Here is a 23,230-nt window from a genome sequence, read left to right on the forward strand (position 1 = left end):
ATTATGACTGATTTTACACAGAAATTTAAGCTTAAAACTAATCCTTTTAGACTGACCCCTGCTACAAATCCAAATGAATTGGTCTGGGCAGGTTTCGTTGATATAAAAAGCAAGTTTGAAAGAAGGATAGAGAGGAGTATAAGAATTCCTAATTCTACTCTTGTTCTCAATTGGGGAGAGTATGGAAGCGGTAAGACTCACGCGGCTAGATATTTTTCTAAGTTGGATGTTTTGCAGGATTTAGCAAGTAAAGCAGATAGGGCAGTCCCATATTCTTTCGTGTTTTCATTGCCAAAAGGAAAGGAGCCTGTTTATAGTGTTTTCATCTCTATTATAGATAAGCTCGATATTGATCATATAAGAGCTTCCTTTCAGCATATATTGCCAAGGCTGAATGATTTTATAGATTCGATTACTGCAAATATTCATATTCGTAGTGTTATTAAGGCTGTTTTTGAATCCTCAGTTCCGTTCTTAGATATTAAGAAATATTTGTACGGTACTATGAATTCCTCCGAATTGAAGAGTTTGAATTCCGTTGGAATATTAAGATTATTAAAGGATGATACAGATTATGCATCTGTTATTTCTTTGTTGTTTTCTTGTTTGACATTCAATAAAGAGGTTTTTTCTTGTATTGTCGTTTGGATAGATGAATTTGAAGACATTGCTGTTTTAAACAATACAAACATTGATAAAATCAATAATTTTATTCGTGAGATTCTAGATAACGTTCCTAATAATTTGTTGTTGTTTTTGAATTTAACTCAATCGGCTTTGATTTCAGTGGAGGATCTCGGACAATATGTTTATGATAGTGTTAGATCAAGGATAAAGGAGAGGATTAGTTTTGATTTGCCTTCTAAGGATGTGTTGAAGTTATATTTAAAAGATTTATTGAGTTTTTTTAGAGTTGGTGAAGATGTAAATTTATTTTTTCCATTTGATGAGAATGTTGTAGATAGAATTATTTCGGAGCAAGGAAATGTTTCGATACGGCAGTTTAATGAGTCGCTTTCTTTGCTTATTGAATTGGCTGATATGGATGATAGATCACCGATTACTATGGAGGTGTTTAGAGAATATGAGACTGATATTATTTGGCATAAAGATTAATTCATGGGTAATATTTGTTGTTTATTGGATGCATGTACAGTTATTAGTTTGATTTATATTGATAGTGATGGTAGCCTTTTGAAAAGAATGAAGAAGGTTGAAATAAAAATTAATGATTTTGTTTTTTCTGAGATTAAAGACAATGTATATATCAATTTAAATAGTCAATTTAATTCAAAATATATTAATAGAAATGCGTTAGATAATTTTAGGAAGGAGATTGATCAACGACTTACTTTTTTTAGAAGTTTGAAAAATGATAATGAGGAACTTCTTAGAGATGTTGGTGATGACTATTTTGATAGGATTTCTTGCTATACTGCTTATTCAAAAAAAAGAAACGGCGAATTATGCTCTGCCGCATATGCACTCTACTTGAGTAGGGTGTTTGAGAAAAAGGTTTTTTTTTATACGGAGGATTATCCTGCTAGAATGTTTTTCTCTCGTTTTTTTAATTTTCAACAAATTGGCCATATTAAGGATACGGTTGATTTTTTGATATTGTTATATTGGCTAGATGAGAGTTTTTCTCGTAGAATGCTTGAAAATTATTTGAGTGAGCTATACTCTCATAAGATATTGCCAGTTGTAGGTTTTAAGCAAGTACTTAGGGAATTTCAGTCAACTAAAGTAGATGGGAGATTTGCGAGAGAAAATAGAAGTTTGGTTGGGAATATAAAGGAGTTGGTAATTAAGTTGGATAATTTGGATTTTCGTTCTATAAATGGACATTTAGATTATTTTAAAAGCGTAAGGAAAAAGCATGGCGTTTTTTTTAACTCGATTGAGAAATTTTTTCCGATATTTGAATTGGAAGTTGGGGGAGATTCTCCTTCACTTTTGGAAAAGATAACACATGTTAATGATGAAATTAAAAAGAATCAAATTTTTAAGTGGAAAGATATATTTCCTGCTTAATTAAATAACTTAAAAAGTTTTTTGTTGATAAAGTCTTTTGCAATGTGCGGCGATCCGAAACTTAATCTAAGCGAATTCTCGCCTTCTTTATCTCCTAACCCCATCGCCTTCAAAACATGCGAAGGCTGAACAAGTGCGGAATTACAAGCTGATCCTTGCGCTACTGCGATTTTGTTTCTGTTCCGAAGGATAAAGGATTCTGCTTCTTCATTTAGTAATTGGAAGTTACTGAAGTGGGGAAGTCTGGGAGCATTCTTTCCGTTGACTTTGATTTTTCTAGCTTTTTCCATTTCGGTTTCAAAGTCATCCCGTAGCTTCCTTAAGCGGGTACTTACCTCTTCCATTTCCTCCAAACACAGCTGGGTCGCTTTGGCCAAGCCTAGGATTCCGGGAACATTGAGTGTCCCTGATCGTAGCCCAAACTCATGACCACCTCCATGGATTTGTGGGGTAAGCTGTATTCCTTTTTTAACATAAAGTCCTCCAATTCCTTTAGGGCCATAGATTTTGTGCGCACTGAAGCAAAGCATATCTACAGATTGATCCAATACATTCAAAGGGATTTTGCCATAGGCTTGGGTTGCATCAGTAAAGAACATAACTCCTTTGGATTTGCATATTTCTCCAATGCTCTTGATATCCTGCAGGACTCCCGTTTCATTATTCGCGGCCATGACGCTGACCAAGAGGGTGTCTTTTCGAATGCTTGAATTCAGTTCATCTAGGTCAACTAGGCCTTCGGAATCGACGGGGAGATAGGTGACTTCTGCTCCGACCTCTTCCAAATAGCCACAGGTGTCCAAGACGGCCTTGTGTTCCGTCTGCACAGTGATAATATGTGGTTTGGATTGCCCAAAGGCAAAGTAGGCGCCTTTAAGTGCCAGGTTGATAGCCTCTGTTGCCCCGGATGTAAAATGGATCTCGTCGGCTTGGGCGTTGATCGCGTCAGCGATGGTTTGGCGTGATTCCTTCACTGCTCTTGCGGCACGCTCTCCGAAGATATGGGTTGTGCTTGCCGCGTTTCCATAATCCTCCAAGAAATAGGGAGTCATTGCGTCGAAGACTCTGGAATCTAGGGGAGTGGTGGAGGCATTGTCTAGGTAAAGCGGTAAGTCAACTGATTTTGGCATCCGGAAATTGGAGTAATTTTGGCTGAAACGAATAAGCCGAAATCACTAATCGAATACACGATTTTCGTGTACTTTGGCATTCGGCATGCAAATTATTCTCAGCCAAATTTGCTAAAAATTTGCGTCAAATAGGCCGAAATGTGCCTTCATTTGCCAAAAATGATAGAAGTCTATCACTTGGCTTTAGTGTGTTGGAATATGCGAAAATTGAATGTGTGGCAGGGGGGCTAGCGTCTTCCTCGTTCAAATGTCTAATTTTGGCTTCGGTGTCCCAATCCTCCCGAACTAATTCAACGTTTTGTTAATCGATATAAATCGTCACAATCGTTACAGGGCTAAAGGCCATCCTGCTTTTGAGGGAATATTACTTCCTCCCTGGGAATGAAAAATCCCTTGATACAATTTGGATTCCGTACACAAACCTGAATATGGCTTTTCTCGAAAAGTCCGGCTCCCTCGAAAGCAGGGCCACCTTCGGTAAATACGCCTCTGGTAGTATCAAAATTTCGAATGGAACTATTTCCATCTTTTTCAGTTTCCTTTTTCCAGTTTTCGAAAATTTGCTGGTGCATATGTTCAATGACCGCACAATCCAGATTTCTCAAAAGCATATCCCTATTGGGATCACTTGGGACATCTTTATTTTTCGGAAGGTCATCTCCTAAAATTTCAGAACGATCCTTTAAGGAGGTATAATAATATTGGATTAACTGAATGTACTTGGAGTCCAGAAAATCACAGCAATAGCCTAAGTGGATGACTGCACCAAGGACTGAAGGTTTTTTTATGCTGCCATTTCGTCTTTTCTCTTCAGCCCAAAGCAGAGCTCTGGTATAATTGTTTTCCCAGAAATACATGCCGTGCCCGAGCCAGTCATACGGCTTCGTAGAGAATATCAGTTCATTGGGACTTGATAAAAGTTTGTTTCTTGTTGTTTCCTCACACCCATGAAATCCGATGATAAAATTAGGTCTTACATCATACATCAAAAAAAATGATTACATCAAGAATTGCCCTATTTCCGCTTTGAGTGAGCCTTTAATGCAGGGTAGTTTTTAGTGAATTCCCCTTTTTTCGTAACAATCCCCGCCCGATTCAAGGAAGCTATCGCTTCTTTTTTGGACATGGTCTTTGCCGCCTCGATGCTTTCCTTGGCAATCTCCATCAATTTTGCAAAATCCTTATCACTCATTTTTACCTCCTTTTCTATTGCAATTCAATCTAGCAAAAACTGGTTCAATTTTTACGATTTACGGCTAATATTCCAAGCGACCCATTCGTTGCATCAAATATTCCTACTCAGGCACTACCCAACCCTATACACATACACCGTCCCTTCCCACTCGCATCTTTCCTCGCCAAAACTTTTTTTGCCAGCCTATATCCCCTCCGGCACCTCCATCCCCCCAAAAAACTTCGCCACCGTCATTTCACGATAGCATAGGATAATCCAGACAAGTGTAGAGACCTGCAAATCTGATTTGCCATTCTCGTATTTGACGTACTGGCTGCGATTGATCCCTTTGTAAAAAGCAAAGACTTCGTGATTTATGTATTCTCCCCCTCACTTCAAATCCTGGCACACATACTCCAGCAGCTTGCACGGATCCTCGTCTATTGCCTTGGCGATCAGGTAAAGCTCCGCAGCGGTGAGTTTGGTGGCTGGGTTATTAGTAAGCTGTCCAATTCTTGAATCGCTTAGTCCAGTTTTCCTGGCTACTTCAGCTTTATTGATTGATCGACGATTGAAAACTTCTCCGAGTCTGGTCATTTCCATTTTTTCTATACTCTAAGGTATAAATTCTACAGATAATTGTTAAAAATCTTCATGTCTTTGTTTTGATATGTAGAAAATCTACATATATTTACCTAAAATCTACATGAAAGAAGAGCGAAACAGAGGAGATACACAGGAATCTGTAAAATCAATCCTGATCCCACGAGACCAAGCCTTTCGGTTTAGGGATTCCTTATTGAGGATTCTGCAGCTGGTTGAACTTGAGGAAAGCGATAGGGTACAGCAGGAAGACATAAAGAATGTCTTTCAGCTGTTGGAATGCATTATTGAAAACGAAAAGAAATGAATCAATCCAGTCCAAGAATACTGAGTATGCTTGCAGAGGGAGATCACTCCAAGAAGGGGAGTGGCTGGACTGGATCGCTTGCCCCTTGGGCAAGGATGGAAAATTTTTGCTTGGCTTGTCGGGGTGCTTTCGATTTTGATCGCCTCTATCCCCTGAAGCCCAAGAATCCGATCTGATCGCCAGATTCGAACTTAACACTTTTTCTCCCCGATTGCTCCCGTGCGGACCTTGTACACTCCGACGGGACTACCTCTACTAATCCGGGAGTGACGAAAGCGGCTGTCGACTGTGGTCCGTCGACTGTCGACCAATGATAAGCTCTTTCCACTGCAGAGGAATCTTCGCTTATCGCAAATTCACTTATTTCTTAACCTGAAGCCCTGTGGTGAGCTTGTCGAACCATGGCCGTTTGGAGGCAGGGTGGGAGGACTATGTCTTGGCTATTCGTCATTGCGCCTGGCCGCTGTGGCGGGAGGATAGAAACTCGACGATCGGAGAGGGTCTATCCGCGGCAATCTCCTCAAAGGGAGCAGTATTCTTAAGAATGGGACTGCCGCGTCGCCCTCACCGGCTTCTCGCACCTGTCCCGAGGGATTTCGGGAGTGACGTGCTCCGCTGTGGACCGTTGACTACATCGGACATCGGACATCGGTCATCTATCATCCAGCTTCAAAAACAACCATTAAAGCATATGAAAAAAACACTACTCATTTGCTTACTGGGATACCTATGTCTTCCCATAAGCACTGCCACAGCAAAAGTTGCTGATCCACCCGGGGCCGATCTTCTTCATAGGTTCAGCGGCCCCAGCGTCTCCCCACATTCAGGAGATACCCATCGGGGCGGAGATTTCCGTCCCGATACTTTCCTCCGAAGTACACCACATGAAATCGACGGCGGTCCGTGGTCGGTGAATCCAAGCTCACCGAGCTCCTGCCCAGAGGTCACCGAACCGGTCGAGGTGTCGAATCCGTGGACTGTGGATCGTGGACAATTTAAAGAGACTACCACGTCGGCCCAAAAGCCTCCTCGCAGTGACGTGCACGAAACGGCTTTGGACTGTGGTCTATGGACCGTTGGCTCTCAACATAGGGAATTTAGTTTGATTGATACGACGGATTCCGCGGGGCAGGGGGGAGCGCTCTACATTGAAGTGTCCAACGAAATGGCATCCGACTCGCTCAGCCTCCGCTTTTGGGACCACTTGGTCAGCGGGCGGATGAACGTCACCCCAGGAGTAGCGGCCAAGGCAGCCGGTACCGAAGGTAATATGTTTGAAGGCAGCCGGAATTTCCGGGTCTTCGAGGCAGCTTTTCCCCCAGTCGCAAGGCGTGGTTTTTTTGACCTGAGTATGGGCGGGAGCAGGTTGGTTCGACAGTGGATATACCTCCCGGGGGACAGCCTCAGGTTGCGTGTAGACCACAGCTCCGGCACTTTTCTCTTCGGCGGCCCCGATGCGGCGTTTTACAGACTGCAAGATGAGGTAGACCGGATTTTCAAAGAAGAGCGGTTCAACACGGATCCCGTCCTGTTTTCCGCAGACCGGGAATTCTACCGGTCTGATTCGATTACCGAAAGCCTTTGGAACAGATCTCGCACCCGTCCTGAGAACCTCTATGTGCGGATGCAGCTGATCGGGGATGCGGAAGAGGCTTGGACGGAGACACTTCGATACATTTCCTCCCACGGCTTGGACCATCCCGCCTTCACCATCCTACACCGGCATCGTGATGTGCTGCCAGCCCCACGCCTAGCGCTCGTCGAAGCAGCGATAAAGGGTCAAATCCTTTACAACGGCATCCAAAAGTCCGAACTCGCCTGGCATGCGATCAAGCAGGATCCCGCCAAGCTGGCCAAGCTCCGGGATTGGGTGGATACCTTTGGTCTGGCCACCCAGGAGATTTCCCACCCGCTCTTGGCTCAGGGTTTTTACCATTTTGCCCTGATGGAATCCCATGCCCGGCAGATTCCCATCGAGCAGGTCTATGCTCCTCTTCCCAACCCGCTGAGAGAAGAGGTGATCGCCTTCTACATCTTGGACAATTTCAATCGCATGGAAGACCGCCTGCCGGAAGTCATCGCCCAAAACCTGCCCCTGGTTGAATCCGATTGGATCAAACGGAGGTTTTACGGTCTCCTGGCCAATGCAGCTGGCACCTTCTCGGCCGAAGGGATCTACTTGCCGGATGGAAGCAAGCTGGACCCGGCCTCGCTCCAGGGGAAGACGGTGTTGATCCATTATTGGATCTCGGGATGCGTGTTTTGTGTCGAGGAGCACCGGCGTTTGATGGCCGGACTCAGTGAGCGGTATAGCGATAGTGATCAGATACTCATACTGACCGTCAATGGGGATGCCAACGCTGAAAACTGGAGGAGAAGTCTTGCCTCCGGTAAATATGCCTCAGAAAGCTCCCTCAACGCCTGGGTGCCTCGGGGCACGGGCGTCCTCAAGACCTATTCGATCAATTCCTACCCCCAAAAAATGATCGTCTCCAAAGAAGGCAAGATCCTGCTGCAATCCATCCTGCTCATGGAGCCGGAAGACCTGATCCGACGCCTGGAGCAGGATGCCGATCCCATGACCTTTTTATCGCCCACGAAACCCACCCAGCCATGAATAGATTTCTTGTTTGCCTGTTGATTGTATTTTCCCTGAGCCTGTCGGCACGGTCCCAGAGCGTGGAGCTCAAAGGGCTGGTATGGGATGAAAGCGGCTTGCCTCTGCCGGGGGCCTTTGTCCGGCTCTTGGACACCGAGTACACGGCGATCTGCGACGAAACGGGAAGTTTCTCCCTCGATGTCCCTGTCGGCAGGTACAGAATGTCCGTTTCCTACATCGGGATGGAAACCCACGAGCAGGAGCTCGAGATTCCCGTGGCCGAGCCCTTGGAAATCCGTTTGCTTGCCCAGTCGATTGACCTATCGGCGGTGGACGTGGTTTCCACCGGGTACCAGCAGATACCCAAGGAACGTGCGACGGGTTCTTTCGCCCATCTCGACCGGGAGCTCGTCCAGCGCAGGGTAGGGGCAAACGTGCTGGACCGCCTGGAGGACGTGACTTCCGGCCTCCTGTTCAACCACGGTCCCCAGGCGGCCAATGATCCCATCACCATCCGGGGACGGAGCACCATCTTCTCCGATACCCAGCCTCTAATCATTGTGGACAACTTCCCCTATGACGGTCCCATGGAAAACATCAACCCCAACGACGTGGCCAGTATCACCGTCCTCAAAGATGCCGCCGCATCCTCCATCTGGGGAGCCCGGGCGGGCAACGGCGTGATTGTCATCACTACCTATCGGGGTAGCGAAGACCAAGCCATGCAGGTGAGCCTCAATTCCAACCTGACCGCTACCGAGGCACGGGACTTGTTTTATATGCCTCAGATGTCCATTCCGGATTTTATAGGGATAGAGCAGCAGCTTTTTGCGAACAATTTCTATCGGGCCTTGGAAAACAACGCCAACAAGCCCAAGCTTTCCCCGGTAGTGGAGACGCTCATCGCCCAGCGGGACGGGAAGATCACTTCCGTCGAGGCAGAGGCCCGCTTGCAGCAATACCGCGCTTCAGACATACGAAGCGATCTCGAAGACCACTACCTCCAGTCCTCCATCAGCCAGCAATATGCCCTGTCGCTCAGGGGAGGAGGGAAGCGGCACGGATATCATCTGTCCTTGGGCTATGACCAATCCGCCGCAGACCTGCGGGACAACGGAAAAAGCCGATGGACACTTGCGGGCGGCAACCAATGGTCTTTGCTGCGGGACAAACTGGAGGCCGGGATCGACCTCAATTTTGCCCGACAGCGCTCCGACACCCGCACGGTTCTACCCAATGGCTATGCCTATGAGTCCCTGACGGATGCCTCCGGAAATCCGGCCTGGGTCACCCATACCTACAGCACCCGATACATCGAATCCGTGGAAGGCAAGGGACTGCTGGATTGGCGCTACTTTCCCCTGGACGAGATCGGTAGACTGGACTCCAGGAACGAGGCCCACGATTTCAGGATTTCCCCGTCCCTCAGATGGAACATCACCCCGGATCTGGATTTGGGAGTCTATTACCAGTATTGGTCCAATCTGGCCTCGGGGAGAGACCGAAACAGCCAGGAGCTCTTTTACACCCGTGACCTGATCAACAAGTACAGCCAGACCGAAGATGACGGGAACCTGAGCTATCCGGTTCCTTTGGGGGACGTGCTGAATGTCAGCGAAAACAAATCCCACTCCCATACCTTCCGCCCCCAGTTGACCTACTCAAAGGATATGGGCGGGATACATTTTCTGAATGTGCTGGCTGGAGCGGAAGTCCGCGACCGACAGGGCTTGGGGTATACCGACCGTTTTTACGGATACCGGGATGATATGGGCAGCAGTGTGTTGGTGGATTGGGTGAGCCGTTTTCCCATGTATTACAATCCTGGTTCCCAAGTAAGCATTCTTTCTGCCCAGTCCCATTCGGGCACTACGGACCGTTTTGTTTCTTACTATGGAAATGTGGGCTACGACTACCGACACCGGTATTTCCTGACGCTGAGCGCCAGAAAAGACCAGTCCAATATATTCGGGGTGGAAGCCAATAAGCGGGGAGTACCGCTTTGGTCAATGGGAGGGGCTTGGATTCTGTCCGAAGAGAGTTTTCTCGACGGTGCCCGTATGCCCTTCCTGAAATTGCGGGCTACCTATGGCTACAGCGGCAACGTGGACAAAAGCTTGTCCTCTGACGTGACCGCCCGCTATGTGAACTTTCTCTTTTACGATGTACTGCCCCAGATGCGCGCTGCGGTGCTGGTGAATCCACCGAATCCAGACCTCCGATGGGAAAAGATCCGTATGGCCAATCTAGCCCTAGACTGGGAAACAGAGAGCGGGTTTTTTGCGGGTTCTTTGGAATACTACGACAAACAATCCAGCGATTTGCTGGGAGAGTACTCAGTTCCGGCCTCATCGGGGCAAATGAGCTTTACAGGTAATTTTGCCGAAACCCAGACTAGGGGTGTTGACCTCAATATGAACGTGCGCTGGTTTCGAAAATCCATCCAATGGAGCACCAATCTTTTGTTTAGCCAGCTCCGTGAAAAAGTGAAGGACTTCGAAAAACTGCCGACGGTTGCCAATCTCCTGGGTACGGCCTTTTCTGCCGCACCGCAGCCGATCGTCGGCAGACCCCTATATGGAATCTATACCTACGAATGGGCCGGACTCTCTCCGGACAAGGGCAACCCTATGGGATACCTGGATGGCGAAGCCAGCGAAGATTACCTGGCGATCTCCCGGGCAGCGACCATCGACAACCTGCAATACCACGGCCCAGCCCGGCCCACGGTGTTTGGGGCTTTGCGCAATGATTTATCCTATCGTGGCTTCAGCCTCTCGGTCAACGTTTCCTATCGCTTCGGTTACTATTACAAGCGCCGGTCCATCGATTACTTCACCCTGCTCAGGGGGGAGATCGGTCATGGGGATTTTGACCGCAGGTGGAAGCAGCCCGGAGACGAGGAGTTTACCCAGATCCCATCCCTGCCTCCGACGGCGGACTCCCGCAGAAATGCCTTTTATGCTAACTCGGGGATTTTGGTGGAGAAGGGCGACCATATCCGGCTCAACGATGTAAGGCTGGCCTACACCTTCTCCCAAGATCGGCAGTCCTGGCTCCCTTTCCGCTCTGCCCAGTTGTATGCGTATGCCCATAATCTGGGCATCATCTGGAAGGCATCCGACGATGCGTTGGATCCGGATTACCAGACCTCCAAACCCCTGACGTCTGCGTCCTTCGGAGTGCAGCTCGATTTCTAAATATAAAAACGGGGTAAAAGGAGGGGGTGATTTCTCATAAAGGTTAGTTGATATAAACCCAAAACTCTCCCGGTCAGCGGCGCTGACCACCCTTTTTTTTCTCACCGCTAAACGTTAACGAAATGAAAAATATCAAATACCTATGCCTGTTGCTGGGGCCTCTGGCGGGATTGTTTTCCTGCCAGGGATACCTTGACGAAAAACCCGAGAAATCCATTCTGGTACCATCCACAGTAGAAGATGTCCGCGCCCTGCTGGATTACTATACCACGATCAACGAAAATGCGCTGATCGACTTTATCCAAGCGGACGACTGGGTGACCGATGATCCAAACTGGCAGCGACTGGCACCTTGGGAACAGAATGCCTATCTCTGGCAGGAGCAGGTTTTTGAACCTGTGGAGCGCTCTACAGATTACTCCAGGCTTTATCGAAAAATCTTAACGGTAAATGTTTCCTTGGATGTTCTGCAAGATCTGGAAAGTTCGGATGAAGTCCGGCATCTGAAAGGGGAGGCCCTCTTTGTTCGCGCCTTGGCCTATTTTCAACTGGCTCAGCTTTTTCTGCCTTCTCCTGTACTGGATGACGGCGAAATCAAAATTCCGGTCAAGCTTACTCCGGATATGAATCAATCACCGCAATGGTGGACTGTTTCGGAAGTTTTGGTTCAGGTGGAGCAGGATCTTCTGGATTCATATGGGCTGATTTCTCCCGGATCTCTGTCCCAAAACAGACCCAACAAGAAAGTGGCTCAGGCAGTCTTGGCCAGGCTTTACCTGTACACCGGACGCTGGGAGGAGGCTCTGGAGTCCGCAGAGTATGTGTTGGATCAGAACACGGGAAGCCTGCTGGACTATCATGAGCAGGACAGCCTAGCCCCCTATCCCTTTGCCCTTTTCAATTCGGAGGTACTCTATTACGGAATCACCAGCAGTTTTTCGGTAACGGCGAGTGCAGCGACTTATGTCAATATGGATTTGACCGAAAAGTATGGCAAGGGGGACCTGAGGTCTGCCTTATTTTTTACCAAGGGAACCAATGGAAACCTATTCAAAGGCTCCTACAACGGAGACTACAACCTTTTTACGGGAATCGCTCTTCCGGAAATGTATTTGACGGGAGCGGAGGCTTTGGTCAGGCTGGGAAGGACGCAGGAGGGGCTGAGTCTGCTGGGAGTCCTGGCAGGGAACAGGTACCAAAGGCCGGAGGACTGGGAAGAGAATCTTTCGAAAAATCCGCTGGATTTGGTGCTTGAGGAGAGGCAGAAGGAGCAGGTTTTTCGCGGTACCCGCTGGATGGATATAAAGCGCCTCTCAGCCATGGGAGAATTGGGAGAGTCTCCGATACGTGAGATTGGAGGCAAGGCCTACCATATGCCCAACCCGAACCGATTGTATCTGGAATTGCCTAATATCGAGCTGGATCTGGAATTCCAATGAGTTTTATAAAAAGCCCGGGACTCATTTGTCCCGGGCTTACAGAACAGGCTTGGGGGCTTACTTCAGCGGAGCGATCCCCCTGTTGACAAACATTTTGTTCTCACCAGGATTGAGCGGATTCCCGTTGGGAGCGTCGTAGAGGCAGTGTTCGGACACGGCTGCATCACAGGTATAGGTCGTGGGACCGGGAGTCACCCCGGTCACATTGATCCACTGCGTGGAATCGTGGCCGTACTGGTTACTGTCCTCACCCTTGGGTGAAAAAGCGAAAGCTATTGTTGCCGCCAGCACAAAGGCCAGCAGCGGTAATCGTTTCATTAAATTATTCATCGTTTTGCCCTGTTTTTTAACCCATCAAAAACAGGGAAACCGTTTCTGGTTGTTTGCCTACTCTATCCAGGGGTTTTCGGCTTCGCCCCGTCCTTTGCCAGATGTCGGCGGTGCTCCGGATCTACCGCCGGTCGGAGCGGCAAAGGATACCCTTATTTTTTCGTCCAACGGTCGGGGGACCGGCAGGCTTGTCTGTTGGTTCCCAGACTATATTTCGCGGGGCAGGGCTGGGCTTTCCCTGCCCTTTTTTTGTTGTGGATTTGGCCGGCACATGTTATTTTCGACCCAAGGGAATTGGCATTTTTGGTTGGTACCCGGTGCGAAACACCCAGTCCTCCCGATATCGGTTTGGTTTAACATTGCTTTTTCCTGATTACTTACACTTTTGGCGCAACAGTTTCCAGACTGTTGGACTGCGGGCGGTGGGAATAACCCACCGCCTTCTGTTTTTCTTGGAAAGCGCGTCGGTAGGCCTATAGGCTTGGCCTATTCCTATTTCTTGGATATATTGACTTTGGATAAGACATCATTTTGATTCAATCTTCCTAAAAGCCGGAGTTGTTAGCTTCGGCCTTTTTATTGCCTTGAAGCCAAAGGCCGAGGGCGGATAGCCCTAGCTGGTCGGGATTTGCAATCACGACCGGTTACCGTAGGATTTGCAATCCGAATCAAAATCTGCTCCTCCTCGGCACTGCTCTTACTTTTCTCAGAATATTCCTGCGCCGAGGTGGAGCCGATGGTCGACTTTCCGCCCGGGGCTAAAGCCCCCGGCTACCAAGCTGTCGCTCCTACGGAGCTTGGTTTGTCTACTGCACCGGCGCCCTCTCCTCAAGGAGAGGGCGGGGGGTGAGGTTTTTCTCTGCAACCCGTGTCCCATAAACTGAAATCCCAATCAAGCTTAAGTTTAGCCAGAAGTGTTCCGCCCAGCCGAGGCTTTCCATGATTCCCGCACAGCCACAGGGCACCCTGGGAAAAGCTCCCACCCAGATCAGTCCCACGTAGGTGGTAAACACCGTCAGCAGCAGGAGGCTGCCCAAGTATCCCCACCATCTGGTGGCTGAAAAGAGCAGGAGCAGGGCGAGTAGCAACTCTACTCCAGGCACTAGGTAACTCAGCGCTTCGGCAAGGTCGGGGGGAAAAGTCTGGTTGTGAAAGGCATTTCGGCTGGTGCTAAACCGGATTAGTTTATCAAGTCCGGCATATCCAAAAACAAGTATTAAAACTGAACTAAATGCTTTATCCCGTCCCTTCATATCTCCTTGAATTAGTTTGTCAAATTTCAAGAAGCGAAAAGGATATAAACAATTCTCAGCCACAGAAACCCCTCCAAAGGGTACGAAGACTCAAAATAGGGGTATGAACCAACTTTCTTATTCCGTTCCTCGCCACCTGCACCGATTCTTCGCCAGATTCCTGTCGGGATGAAATTCCGAGGTCCCACAGTAAAAATTGCAATCCAACTTCCAACACTCATGGTGGGCAGACCCAAACCATCCAACCTCCTAACCTCATGTTCTATCCACCAAGAAAAAATAGTAAAATTATTTTTTTATTAATATAACTTAATTACATTGAGTTACTTGACGCTTTATTGCTGTACATTTTCAGGCCTGTAATTGGTGGGTGGGCTTTTTTTTGGGCTCGCCTTGGAAGTATCCTTAGTAATTCAATGCTGACTAATAGAAAAACGATCTATGCTCAGGATATAATGATATTCACCGGTCGAAGTAGATCTTATGCTTATAAGATTTTAAAGCAAGTGAGAGAGAGTGTGGGTAAAATGAAGCATCACCTGGTTACCATTCAGGAATTCGCCGATTTTCATCATATCACAGTCACTGAAATAGAAGAAGTGATCTTCTATAAACCCCAAAAATGAAAAGGACCTGCCTTTGAATTTGACAGATCCTTTGATTTGGAGGTTATCTCCGCCGGACTGACGATCCGGATTGTATGGCCTTTGTTCGGCTAAGTGTTAAGAAGTAAATACCAGGCTCCCAAGCATCCCCTTTTCGCACATTCAAGATGCTCGATTAGCCTTACTGGATACTCGTAATAGTTGTTGTAGGACACTCGCTGGTAATGCTGGTCATCAGTATTTTTCCTTGAGTCCTTTCCTTGTTCAACTTCCTGATTCTAAATTTCTTGATTGCTTCCATGCAATCGTTTCTTTCCTTCCGTGTTAGCATAGATCCTTGATTTGGTATGCATGAAAACTATTTTTAATCACCTTGAAAATCAAATTGAGGGTACAGAACCCCTTCCTGAGGGTATAGCCCAACTCAATCAGGGTACGGAACGCATCTTTACGCTGATGAAAAATAGACCCAGCCTGGTCATTTGGTGGATCTGGATGGTTATTACAGGTGTTGATTTGATTATCAGATTTATAGGAGCAATCCCCTTGGCTTCTTTGCCTGTAATCTTGGTCAATTTTGCCGGTGGCGTGGCAATTAGCCAATTCCTGTTTTTTCATTTCATGCCTCAGGTATTTCTAAAAAAAAAGTGGCTTCTGGAATTTGTTCAGCTTATACTAATCCTGGTTGTATATATGCTGGCAAAGTTTTTCATCCTGATGCCAGGGCTTGTTGATGTGCCTTCTATCAGAATTTTTTTCGGGAATGAGGCAACCCGGTTTTTTCATTTTACTGTCTATATTATAGTCATTTGGTTCTTTTATATAGACGGTAAAAGACAGGAGCTTCATAAGAAAATGGAAGTCGAACACCTCAGACTGGAGACAGAACACAGATCATCTCAGCTAAGCCAACATTTTGTTCTCAATTGGATCAGCACATTCTTGATTGACATGAAAAATGTTTCCCCTGACCTGGCCCATAAGCTTTCCAAGTTTACTGAGGTACTGTCTTACAGTTACAAGGATCCAAATCATCCCAATTCCCTTGGTCAGGAAATCCGCGTGGTCAAAAGTTATCTAGAAAGCCAACAGTTTCGCTTCAAAGAAAAACTTAACCTCAAATTTTCCATCAATCTAAGGGATATAGATCCGGGTGAATTTCAGCTCCCGAAATGGATCTTGATGACTTTGGTGGAAAATGTCTTCAAACATGGCAATTGCCTAAAATCCCAACATCCATGTTTGATTTCCATGGATATGTTTCCGGCTGAATACAAGAGCTATTCTTTTGCCATTTCCATTTCAAATGACTTAAATAGGGCCGATCCGGTGAGTCCATCCGGATTCGGAATCAAAACTGTACGGCGGATTCTCAATTACTATTTCCAAGATCGATTTCAACTTTTTACTTCTAAATCCGAAGCTGAATTCAACCTTTTCCTTCAAATTCATTACGGTCAAAACCATGCCGGTGTGTAGGGAGATTTGCGCTGCTTGTTTTATGTATAAGGATTCAATAAGAGGGTCTCCAGATAATTTTCATTGACCTTGTTGATCAATTCTTTAACCCGTTTTATGTTGTAGGAACCATTGTAGTCTGTCCCGTCTGCCGCAGCGGATTGGCTCGTATCAGGAATGCTCTTGCATTTTGCGGGTTTTACTTAACCCAGCTCAATATGTCGGATAAAATATATAAACTCGGAATCATCGATGATGAAGACTCTAGCCGGGAAATTCTGGCTGGCATTCTTTCCTTTATCCCTGGATATGAAATTTCATTCTCTATAGGCGATCCATTCCAAGCGCTGGATAACATCGAAAAACACAAAATCGATATCCTGTTTTTGGATATGGAAATGAAAGGGTTTGGTGGTTTGGAAATAGCCAAACGCATAGAAAATAAAAATATACCGATAATCGCCTGCTCTGCCTATGCTAAATACGGAGTTCCAAGCTTCAGATATAATGTCGTTTATTTCATACTAAAAATTGCCAACGACTATGAAGTTTCCTACGGTTTGGATAAAGCTAAAAAAATGCTCGAAGGTACCTGCTATAAAAAAGATTTTTCCTTTAATGACAATGTGGTTTTTGTGAAAGTCATTGGTGAACCTAGTCTCCTTTCTGTCAATACGCTCAACATAAAATACATAGAACAAAAAAGGAAAGTGTCTTTTGTTTACATGGAGTCCGATGAAATTCTTCGGATCCCAAACCCTTTATATCAGACTTTGGAAACATTCAATCGACCTTTTCTTTGTAAAATCCACCGCTCTTTTGCGGTTAACTACCTTAAAATCAAATCGGTATTTTCCAATCACTGTCTTCTGGAAAATGGTATTAAAATCCCAATAGGGGAGGACTATCACCAATCATTCTTTGAATTTATCAAAAAAAACTGATTGGCTTGAGCCCTCAAGATGGTGACCCTACTGGCACTGGGTATTTACACTGAAAATCCGCATCGAGACGACCTATTGGTAGCCAGGGGTTTCAACCCCAGGATAGATGGCCCAGGCATTTCCCCCTCGCTGGCGCAGAGAGATAGTTTAGAAACGGAATCGAACTGCCGGCGAAACGGAGACAGAATTCTCCGCCGGGACGAATTTGCAGTCCGACCTCATTATTTTCTGTCCTCAAACATCCGTCATCGACCTCCCTTCCCAAAAATCCTTCTCCCCATTTCCTTATACAACAAAAAATAAACCCAGTCCTCCATGATTTTTCTGTCCAAAGAATAAAATCGGTTAACCTGCATATGGAGATGATTACTGATGATTTGCCATTTCATATGCTCTTCCTCCCAATGATTTAAATGGGTCATCAATTTTTCCTTGTAGTCCTTTTTCCAGGCCAGTGGCAGTCTTCTGAATCGGTTTTTTTCATTCGGTTCTGCAGAAAATCGTCGCTTTGCCCCATGCGAAATCTTTTTAACCCGAGTTCTAAGCATCTTAAAACCATAGGTTTTCATTCCGGTTGAAAGAATCAAATCTGTCCAAAAATGACTCAGACACTCAGTGGAAATTGTACTCGACCCACTCAGACGAACCGTCTTTCGGATAATTTCACTGACCAAAGAGGATTCCATCCAAAACAAACTCTCAGAAATCAGATAGGTAGTATTCCCGTATTTTTTTGCCTCTGGGTAGTAAGGGCGTAGCTCAAATCGCAGCCGCTGAATGTTATTGACTAGGCGATAAAGTATTTCTTCTCTTTCTTCCTTCGAATTGGGGCAAAACCTCAATCTTACCTGTATCTGCTCCCCGTCCGGATAAACCAAAAAATACCAAAGAACCCGTTTCCTTTTAAGGAAATCAATCAGATAAAATGAGAAAAGTAAAAGCATGGAATCCTCAAAATCCTCCTCGGAAACCCAAAATACCAAATATAGCCACTTTGGATCTTCATGGTCAATTGAATTCAAAAATCCGGTCCAGGGCTTTTCTTTTATCTCTTTCCGATGGCTTATTACGAGTTGTGGATAGATTGCTTTTCCCTTGGATGAGGCATAGGGACTTTTGCCTTTCCAGATAACTTCGCTGAGTACACACTTGGAGTACTTCCTTAGTTCAAGCCATAAAATCTCTAATCCATCCTCACTTTCCCAATTGACAAGCAATTCACGGTCGTAAATACCCACCAGAATATTGGATGGCAAGGCCTGCTCAACCAGCCATTTTTTTAACTCGTTTTGCAATTCAAATTGATGGAAATTAATGACCCATCTCCTTGATTGCATGATGATTTTTCCCCAACAAAGTCTTGGGGTATAGGTTTTTGATGAAAAAAGCGGAGCATGGTAATGGGCCAAATTGAATGACTTCTGATGCTCAAGCTCCCAAAGAAGACGGATCAATGGATGGCTTATTTCTTTGCCATTCAGAGGGTGGGTAATGATCGGAATAATTCTTTTTCCCGATTGATTGTGAACAAGAAAAAACTCACCGTCGTGCAATCCCATCTCGATCTCTTCGAGAGGGATACAATTAGGATCCCCTTGATTAAAGGGACTGATATATTTCTCAAAAACCGGCCGGGTGGCACAAATTCCCTGAACTACATGGGTTTCAAAAATGCGAACCTCAGCATAGATTATGTCATCATTTGGATACACTAATGACTTGATTTCTTTTTCAAATGCATAGATCTCTTCATTTCTGTTAAATCGACCTATCAAAACAAAAGGCCGGTTGCACAGTGCATTGTCCACGACAATACTGTTGTCGTCTAGGATCTTGACTACCAGATCCACATGGTAAATCTGAGACGGTAAAGGAGCATCCTTTACAATTTTTTTTAAATCCACCTCCTCGCACCCCCAAAGGGAATCTGGGATTTCCAAGGATTCTTTTTGACTTAGTCCATTTGGAATTAGCTCCAGAAAATCTGAACTCGTGAACTCCTGATAGTTTAGCAGAAAGGGTAGAGGGATAAATCGATCATCGAATTTAACATGAAACCATTTTTTGAACCCCTCTAGGTAGTCCGAGGATACTTCGCCAAAAAGATTTCCAGCGGTTTGAAAAAAATCATCAAGGATGTTCTTGATCTCATCTTGAATCCCCAACTGATCTTTGACAACAACATCCGTATAGACCGAAGGGCTTATTAGGGTTTTTAGCCAGTCCTCGCTGTGATACAAAATTCCCATCTTGATCAATTCCCTCCAAATCTCTTCAATGTAGTGTTGGCTCCCTTCCTTAAACCACGATCGAAACTCGGCAAAACATATCTTCAAATGTGTTTTACAATGATTCTCCAATAGGCTGATTACCTTGTTATGTGGAATACTTAGTAGAGCCCAACGTTCTTCCTTGACTAGATAACTTAAAAATACCCTTCGGTTAAACTGGCTAAGACTACTTACACTAAGGCGCCAATGCTCGTAGGAGGATTCCGGGTTTTCGATAGTGCAATCTGATCGAAGCTCGTCTGCTTGACTCAGATCAATCGAGAATTTTTGTTGCATATCGGTGCCCAAACCAACTCCCGCAAGTTTGCCAAAAGGTGTGGAGCGGTATCGGCCTCTCAAAATGTACTTTTTCACTTTTAGCTTAACTGGTTTGGCTAAGTCCTCGTATCCCTTATTTCGGATTTCACGCGCAAGACTTGGGGAGGAAATGGAGATGGCTTCAATGATTTTTTGCCAGTTTTCTCGGATTTCAGATTCATTGTCTGGATCAAAATCAAACAGAGGGGTTCGAAATAAAAACTTCATGGCTTTTTATTTCGATTCTAAATCACAGGGCGTTAAAGGTCAAAAAAAGGCTATATAAGCACCATTTTAGGGTACGTACACCTGCTTTTGGGATACAAACTCGATTTTTTTTTCGGTTGTCTTGCTTCTCCGTTCCTCGGCATCGGCTTTCCGACTCCCACGTTATTCCTGGGCCGAGGTCAACGGTCTTTATTCTTTTTCACCGTGGGTTACAGCCTTCGTACCTCAGGCCTCACCCACGGCTTTTCACAGTTGACCCCTTCAGGGTCAGACTCCAAACCCCCGGCCTTTGGCGGACGCAAATCCCAGTTCGGATAGGCGCGGTCGGGCCGACGCAAAAGCGGGCCGGCGTTCGGCCATGTGCGGTGGAAGCTTTTTTGCGTCTTGACCTTTTGGTCCTTTTGGGTCAAGCCAAAAGGACGAAGAGAAAGAAACCATCGAGGTTTCTAAGTCCTCACCCAAGCCCTGTCGTACTTCAATGCAGGGCTATTTGCCAATCAACCACCAACTCCGTATCTCGGCATCGGCTTCTCGATCCTCACACTATTCCTGCGCCGAGGTCAATGGCTTTTATCCTTTTATACCGGGCATTCCATCCTTCGTGCCTCAGGATCCCATACCCGGCTACAAAGCTGTCGCTCCTACGGAGCTGTTTCCCGCTGTCCTGCTTCACTCACGATTTTTTGCGGGACCGGACTCCGTTGCAATGTCCCGTCTCCGTACACCTGTACTGAGCTCGATTGGTGAGTTGGTCGAACCATATCGAAGTATCGGCATCAGCTTTCCAATTCTCACCTTATCACTGCGCCGAGGTCAACGGTCTTTATTCTTTTTTACCGTGGGTTCCGCTGCGCTCAACAATAGCCTAATACAAGTCAGGCCCCCAGCCTTATTTCCTCTCGGGAAATGGGATAATTATTTGAAAAGCAAATTCTCAAATCATTCCGTCGTTAACTCCCCTCTCTTTAAGGAGAGGGGCTGGGGGTGAGGTAGATCACCTCCTCGGCATCGGCTTCTCGATCCTCACACTATTCCTGCGCAGAGGTCAACGGTCTTTATTCTTTTTTACCGTGGGTTCCGCTGCGCTCAACAATAGCCTAATACAAGTCAGGCCCCCAGCCTTATTTCCTCTCGGGAAATGGGATAATTATTTGAAAAGCAAATTCTCAAATCATTCCGTCGTTAACTCCCCTCTCTTTAAGGAGAGGGGCTGGGGGTGAGGTAGATCACCTCCTCGGCATTGGCTTCTCGATCCTCACACTATTCCTGCGCCGAGGTCAATGGCTTTTATCCTTTTATACCGGGCATTCCATCCTTCGTGCCTCAGGATTCCATGCCCGGCTACAAAGCTGTCGCTCCTATGGAGCTTTTTTCCAGTTGGCCTGCTTCATCAGACGCCGAAGGGTCAAACTTCTCAATAACCGCGGGTGAAACCCGAGGCAATTCCCAAGGAAACTAAATCCCGACCCCGTAGGGAGTCGAACTATTTCCCGCTGTCCTGCTCCTCCCACGACTTTTAGCGGGGCTGCACTATTTACCAATCGACCGTCCTCCAACTTCCAACACCGGACATCGGTCACCCGACATCCAACCTCCAAAACCAGACACCAGACACCGGACATCGGTCACCCGACATCCAACCTCCAACCTCCCTACTTCCAACACAAAGGCATGATACCCTCTAGATACCCGCATGATATCCCCTAGATAAAGGCACCATACTTGGGGTTTTGCCCTTATTTTCCATAAAATCCAAATTTTCCACAAAGTCTATGAAATCCACAGTTTCTTTAGAATCCACAGAATCCACGGTTTCTACTTTTGTTTTGATATCCAGATAGATACCTTCAGATTTTGGCCATGTTTCACATTTAAAACAACTGAACACATGGCAAAACAAGCTGGTTATATCAAACTCGAGGGCACCATCGGTGACCTTTCATTCTATAAAAACCGGGACGGGAACTTCATCGCCCGGCGCAAAGGTGGAGTCACCAAGAAAAGACTCCTCACGGATCCCAAATTCCAGAGAACAAGGGAGAATATGCAGGAATTTTCAAGGGCGGCCACCGCTGCCAAATTCCTCAAAAACGCTTTTCGTGAGATCGAGATCAAATCCAATGGGGGCAAGCTCCACAACCGGCTCTACTCCCAATCCATGAAGGTGATCAAGTCCGATCTCACCAGCGCAAGAGGGGAAAGAAAGTTCGAGCTGGGAGATATGTCCATCCTTAAGGGCTTCCAATTTTCAGAGAATGCGGTATTTGACCGGGTATTTAAAAAGCAGTTGACTATTGTCGACGATCCCGCGTCCGTGACCGTCACCATACCCGAAATGGTGCCATCCAAATACCTGGTCTATGCCCAAGGGTCGACTCACTTCCGCTTTTCCCTGATCCGGGCGGCGGTGAATGCAGTCGCCGGAACCTTCTACACCGAGATCAGTGCCTCTGCTCCATCGTTGATCAATTCCCAATCCCACCCGGAACTGGTCTTATCCCTGCCCAAACCGGCAATAGCTGGAGAAAAATACTTCTTCGCAGTGTCACTGGAATTCCTCATGGACGTCAATGGGGGACAATACGATTCCTTTGACGTTTCTCTGAATCCGGCAGTAATCCTTGTTGTCGTCTGAGATGGATCTGTTGCTCACACGTGAGTACTGGCCCGGAGGTACCAACGGCCGGCTTTACTGGCGAGGAGAGTTCCTTTCCCTGACCATCGAGCCGCCGGCAAGCCATTTTCGGCCGCACTCACGCTGTATCCCAGAAGGAAAGTATGGAGTGGAACTAGATCAAAACAATGATCTCTCCATCCACCAACTTTTATCCGCTTTGGAAGTGGGAAATCCGCCGGTCTCAAGGATTGCCGGATTGGGGATGGAAACCGGAATGCCGCATATCGTCTTGGCATCTGCAATTACCGGAGAGGGCAAAGGAGTGCCTGATTACCAGGCACTACGGAGGCTCAAAATCCGGATAGGGCAGGCGCTCGGGAAAGGGGAAAAGAGCCTGCTGGAGATAAGGAGCTGTCCAGAACAGGCCCTCAACCTGACCTACCATCAGATCGCATGGATGGATTGATGTGGCAAACCCTAACGGGAGGAGTCATCGCGCTCCTCCTTTCTGTCATCGCTTATTTTCTCAAGCTCCTGATACAGGATTTTAAGCTGATGGGTACCGAGCTTGCTCGGTTGAAGGAGTCGGTGGTCAGGCTGGAGGCCGAGCAGGCCCTCATCAAGTCTCTGTTGGAAAAGTATCGCATCCAACTCAAAAACATGCGCTTCTGACAGTCACTTGGCGCTTTCAACCACCGCCTCAATGGTCTATGGCCTCTCA

Annotated in this window: 17 protein-coding genes; 10 read left to right on the forward strand and 7 right to left on the reverse strand. The window is 46.5% G+C overall.

Going from position 1 to position 23,230, the window contains the following annotated elements; genetic code table 11:
• Positions 1-3 precede the first annotated feature (3 nt).
• Positions 4-1,116 (forward strand): hypothetical protein, encoded by a 1,113-nt coding sequence (locus J0A68_RS20895; RefSeq protein WP_206580201.1) that lies wholly within the window; start codon positions 4-6, stop codon positions 1,114-1,116.
• A 3-nt stretch (positions 1,117-1,119) separates the two neighbouring features.
• Entirely contained in the window at positions 1,120-2,034 is a 915-nt protein-coding gene (locus J0A68_RS20900; RefSeq protein WP_206580202.1) for a hypothetical protein, read from the forward strand.
• Here J0A68_RS20900 and J0A68_RS20905 read toward each other — a convergent pair.
• The 4 genes from J0A68_RS20905 to J0A68_RS20920 form a co-directional block, all read right to left on the reverse strand.
• The gene (locus tag J0A68_RS20905) at positions 2,031-3,164 is read right to left on the reverse strand and encodes a cysteine desulfurase family protein (protein WP_206580203.1); all 1,134 of its coding nucleotides are present in this window, start codon (positions 3,162-3,164) and stop codon (positions 2,031-2,033) included. The two genes, J0A68_RS20900 and J0A68_RS20905, sit on opposite strands and share 4 nt — an antisense overlap.
• 335 nt (positions 3,165-3,499) lie before the next feature.
• Positions 3,500-4,150 (reverse strand): hypothetical protein, encoded by a 651-nt coding sequence (locus tag J0A68_RS20910; RefSeq protein ID WP_206580204.1) that lies wholly within the window; start codon positions 4,148-4,150, stop codon positions 3,500-3,502.
• 29 nt (positions 4,151-4,179) lie between these two features.
• Positions 4,180-4,356: a hypothetical protein gene (locus J0A68_RS20915; RefSeq protein WP_206580205.1), complete on the reverse strand. Its 177-nt coding sequence runs from the start codon at positions 4,354-4,356 to the stop codon at positions 4,180-4,182.
• A gap of 372 nt (positions 4,357-4,728) precedes the next feature.
• Positions 4,729-4,941, reverse strand: a complete 213-nt coding sequence (locus J0A68_RS20920) for a helix-turn-helix domain-containing protein (protein WP_317195140.1) — start codon at positions 4,939-4,941, stop codon at positions 4,729-4,731.
• A gap of 1,409 nt (positions 4,942-6,350) precedes the next feature.
• On the opposite strand from J0A68_RS20920, the gene J0A68_RS20925 reads away from it, so the two are divergent.
• The 3 genes from J0A68_RS20925 (at position 6,351) to J0A68_RS20935 (ending at position 12,486) form a co-directional block, all read left to right on the forward strand.
• Positions 6,351-7,865, forward strand: coding sequence for a TlpA family protein disulfide reductase (locus tag J0A68_RS20925; protein ID WP_206580207.1), 1,515 nt, complete (start codon positions 6,351-6,353; stop codon positions 7,863-7,865).
• On the forward strand, positions 7,862-11,047 hold the full coding sequence (locus J0A68_RS20930) for a SusC/RagA family TonB-linked outer membrane protein (protein WP_206580208.1): 3,186 nt from the start codon (positions 7,862-7,864) through the stop codon (positions 11,045-11,047). Before J0A68_RS20925 ends, J0A68_RS20930 begins: the two co-directional genes overlap by 4 nt.
• 122 nt (positions 11,048-11,169) lie before the next feature.
• Complete coding sequence (locus J0A68_RS20935) at positions 11,170-12,486, forward strand: RagB/SusD family nutrient uptake outer membrane protein (RefSeq protein ID WP_206580209.1); 1,317 nt, start codon at positions 11,170-11,172, stop codon at positions 12,484-12,486.
• 57 nt (positions 12,487-12,543) lie between these two features.
• Here J0A68_RS20935 and J0A68_RS20940 read toward each other — a convergent pair whose 3' ends face one another.
• The gene (locus tag J0A68_RS20940; RefSeq protein ID WP_206580210.1) at positions 12,544-12,804 is read right to left on the reverse strand and encodes a DUF6520 family protein; all 261 of its coding nucleotides are present in this window, start codon (positions 12,802-12,804) and stop codon (positions 12,544-12,546) included.
• An 818-nt stretch (positions 12,805-13,622) separates the two neighbouring features.
• Positions 13,623-14,099: a MauE/DoxX family redox-associated membrane protein gene (locus J0A68_RS20945; RefSeq protein WP_206580211.1), complete on the reverse strand. Its 477-nt coding sequence runs from the start codon at positions 14,097-14,099 to the stop codon at positions 13,623-13,625.
• 926 nt (positions 14,100-15,025) lie between these two features.
• On the opposite strand from J0A68_RS20945, the gene J0A68_RS20950 reads away from it, so the two are divergent.
• Together J0A68_RS20950 and J0A68_RS20955 are read left to right on the forward strand one after the other, a co-directional pair.
• Positions 15,026-16,153, forward strand: a complete 1,128-nt coding sequence (locus J0A68_RS20950) for a histidine kinase (protein ID WP_206580212.1) — start codon at positions 15,026-15,028, stop codon at positions 16,151-16,153.
• A 197-nt stretch (positions 16,154-16,350) separates the two neighbouring features.
• Entirely contained in the window at positions 16,351-17,076 is a 726-nt protein-coding gene (locus J0A68_RS20955; RefSeq protein WP_206580213.1) for a LytR/AlgR family response regulator transcription factor, read from the forward strand.
• A gap of 245 nt (positions 17,077-17,321) precedes the next feature.
• On the opposite strand, the gene J0A68_RS20960 is transcribed toward J0A68_RS20955, so the two are convergent.
• Positions 17,322-19,892, reverse strand: a complete 2,571-nt coding sequence (locus J0A68_RS20960) for a thiopeptide-type bacteriocin biosynthesis protein (RefSeq protein WP_206580214.1) — start codon at positions 19,890-19,892, stop codon at positions 17,322-17,324.
• 1,888 nt (positions 19,893-21,780) lie between these two features.
• On the opposite strand from J0A68_RS20960, the gene J0A68_RS20965 reads away from it, so the two are divergent.
• The 3 genes from J0A68_RS20965 to J0A68_RS20975 are packed head-to-tail and all read left to right on the forward strand — an operon-like array spanning position 21,781 to position 23,181.
• Positions 21,781-22,527: a hypothetical protein gene (locus J0A68_RS20965; protein WP_206580215.1), complete on the forward strand. Its 747-nt coding sequence runs from the start codon at positions 21,781-21,783 to the stop codon at positions 22,525-22,527.
• Position 22,528: 1 nt separating this feature from the next.
• The gene (locus tag J0A68_RS20970) at positions 22,529-22,975 is read left to right on the forward strand and encodes a DUF5675 family protein (RefSeq protein WP_206580216.1); all 447 of its coding nucleotides are present in this window, start codon (positions 22,529-22,531) and stop codon (positions 22,973-22,975) included.
• On the forward strand, positions 22,975-23,181 hold the full coding sequence (locus J0A68_RS20975; RefSeq protein WP_206580217.1) for a hypothetical protein: 207 nt from the start codon (positions 22,975-22,977) through the stop codon (positions 23,179-23,181). Before J0A68_RS20970 ends, J0A68_RS20975 begins: the two co-directional genes overlap by 1 nt.
• The last annotated feature ends 49 nt before the right edge of the window (positions 23,182-23,230 follow it).

Source organism: Algoriphagus oliviformis, from assembly GCF_017254915.1.
GTDB lineage: Bacteria > Bacteroidota > Bacteroidia > Cytophagales > Cyclobacteriaceae > Algoriphagus > Algoriphagus oliviformis.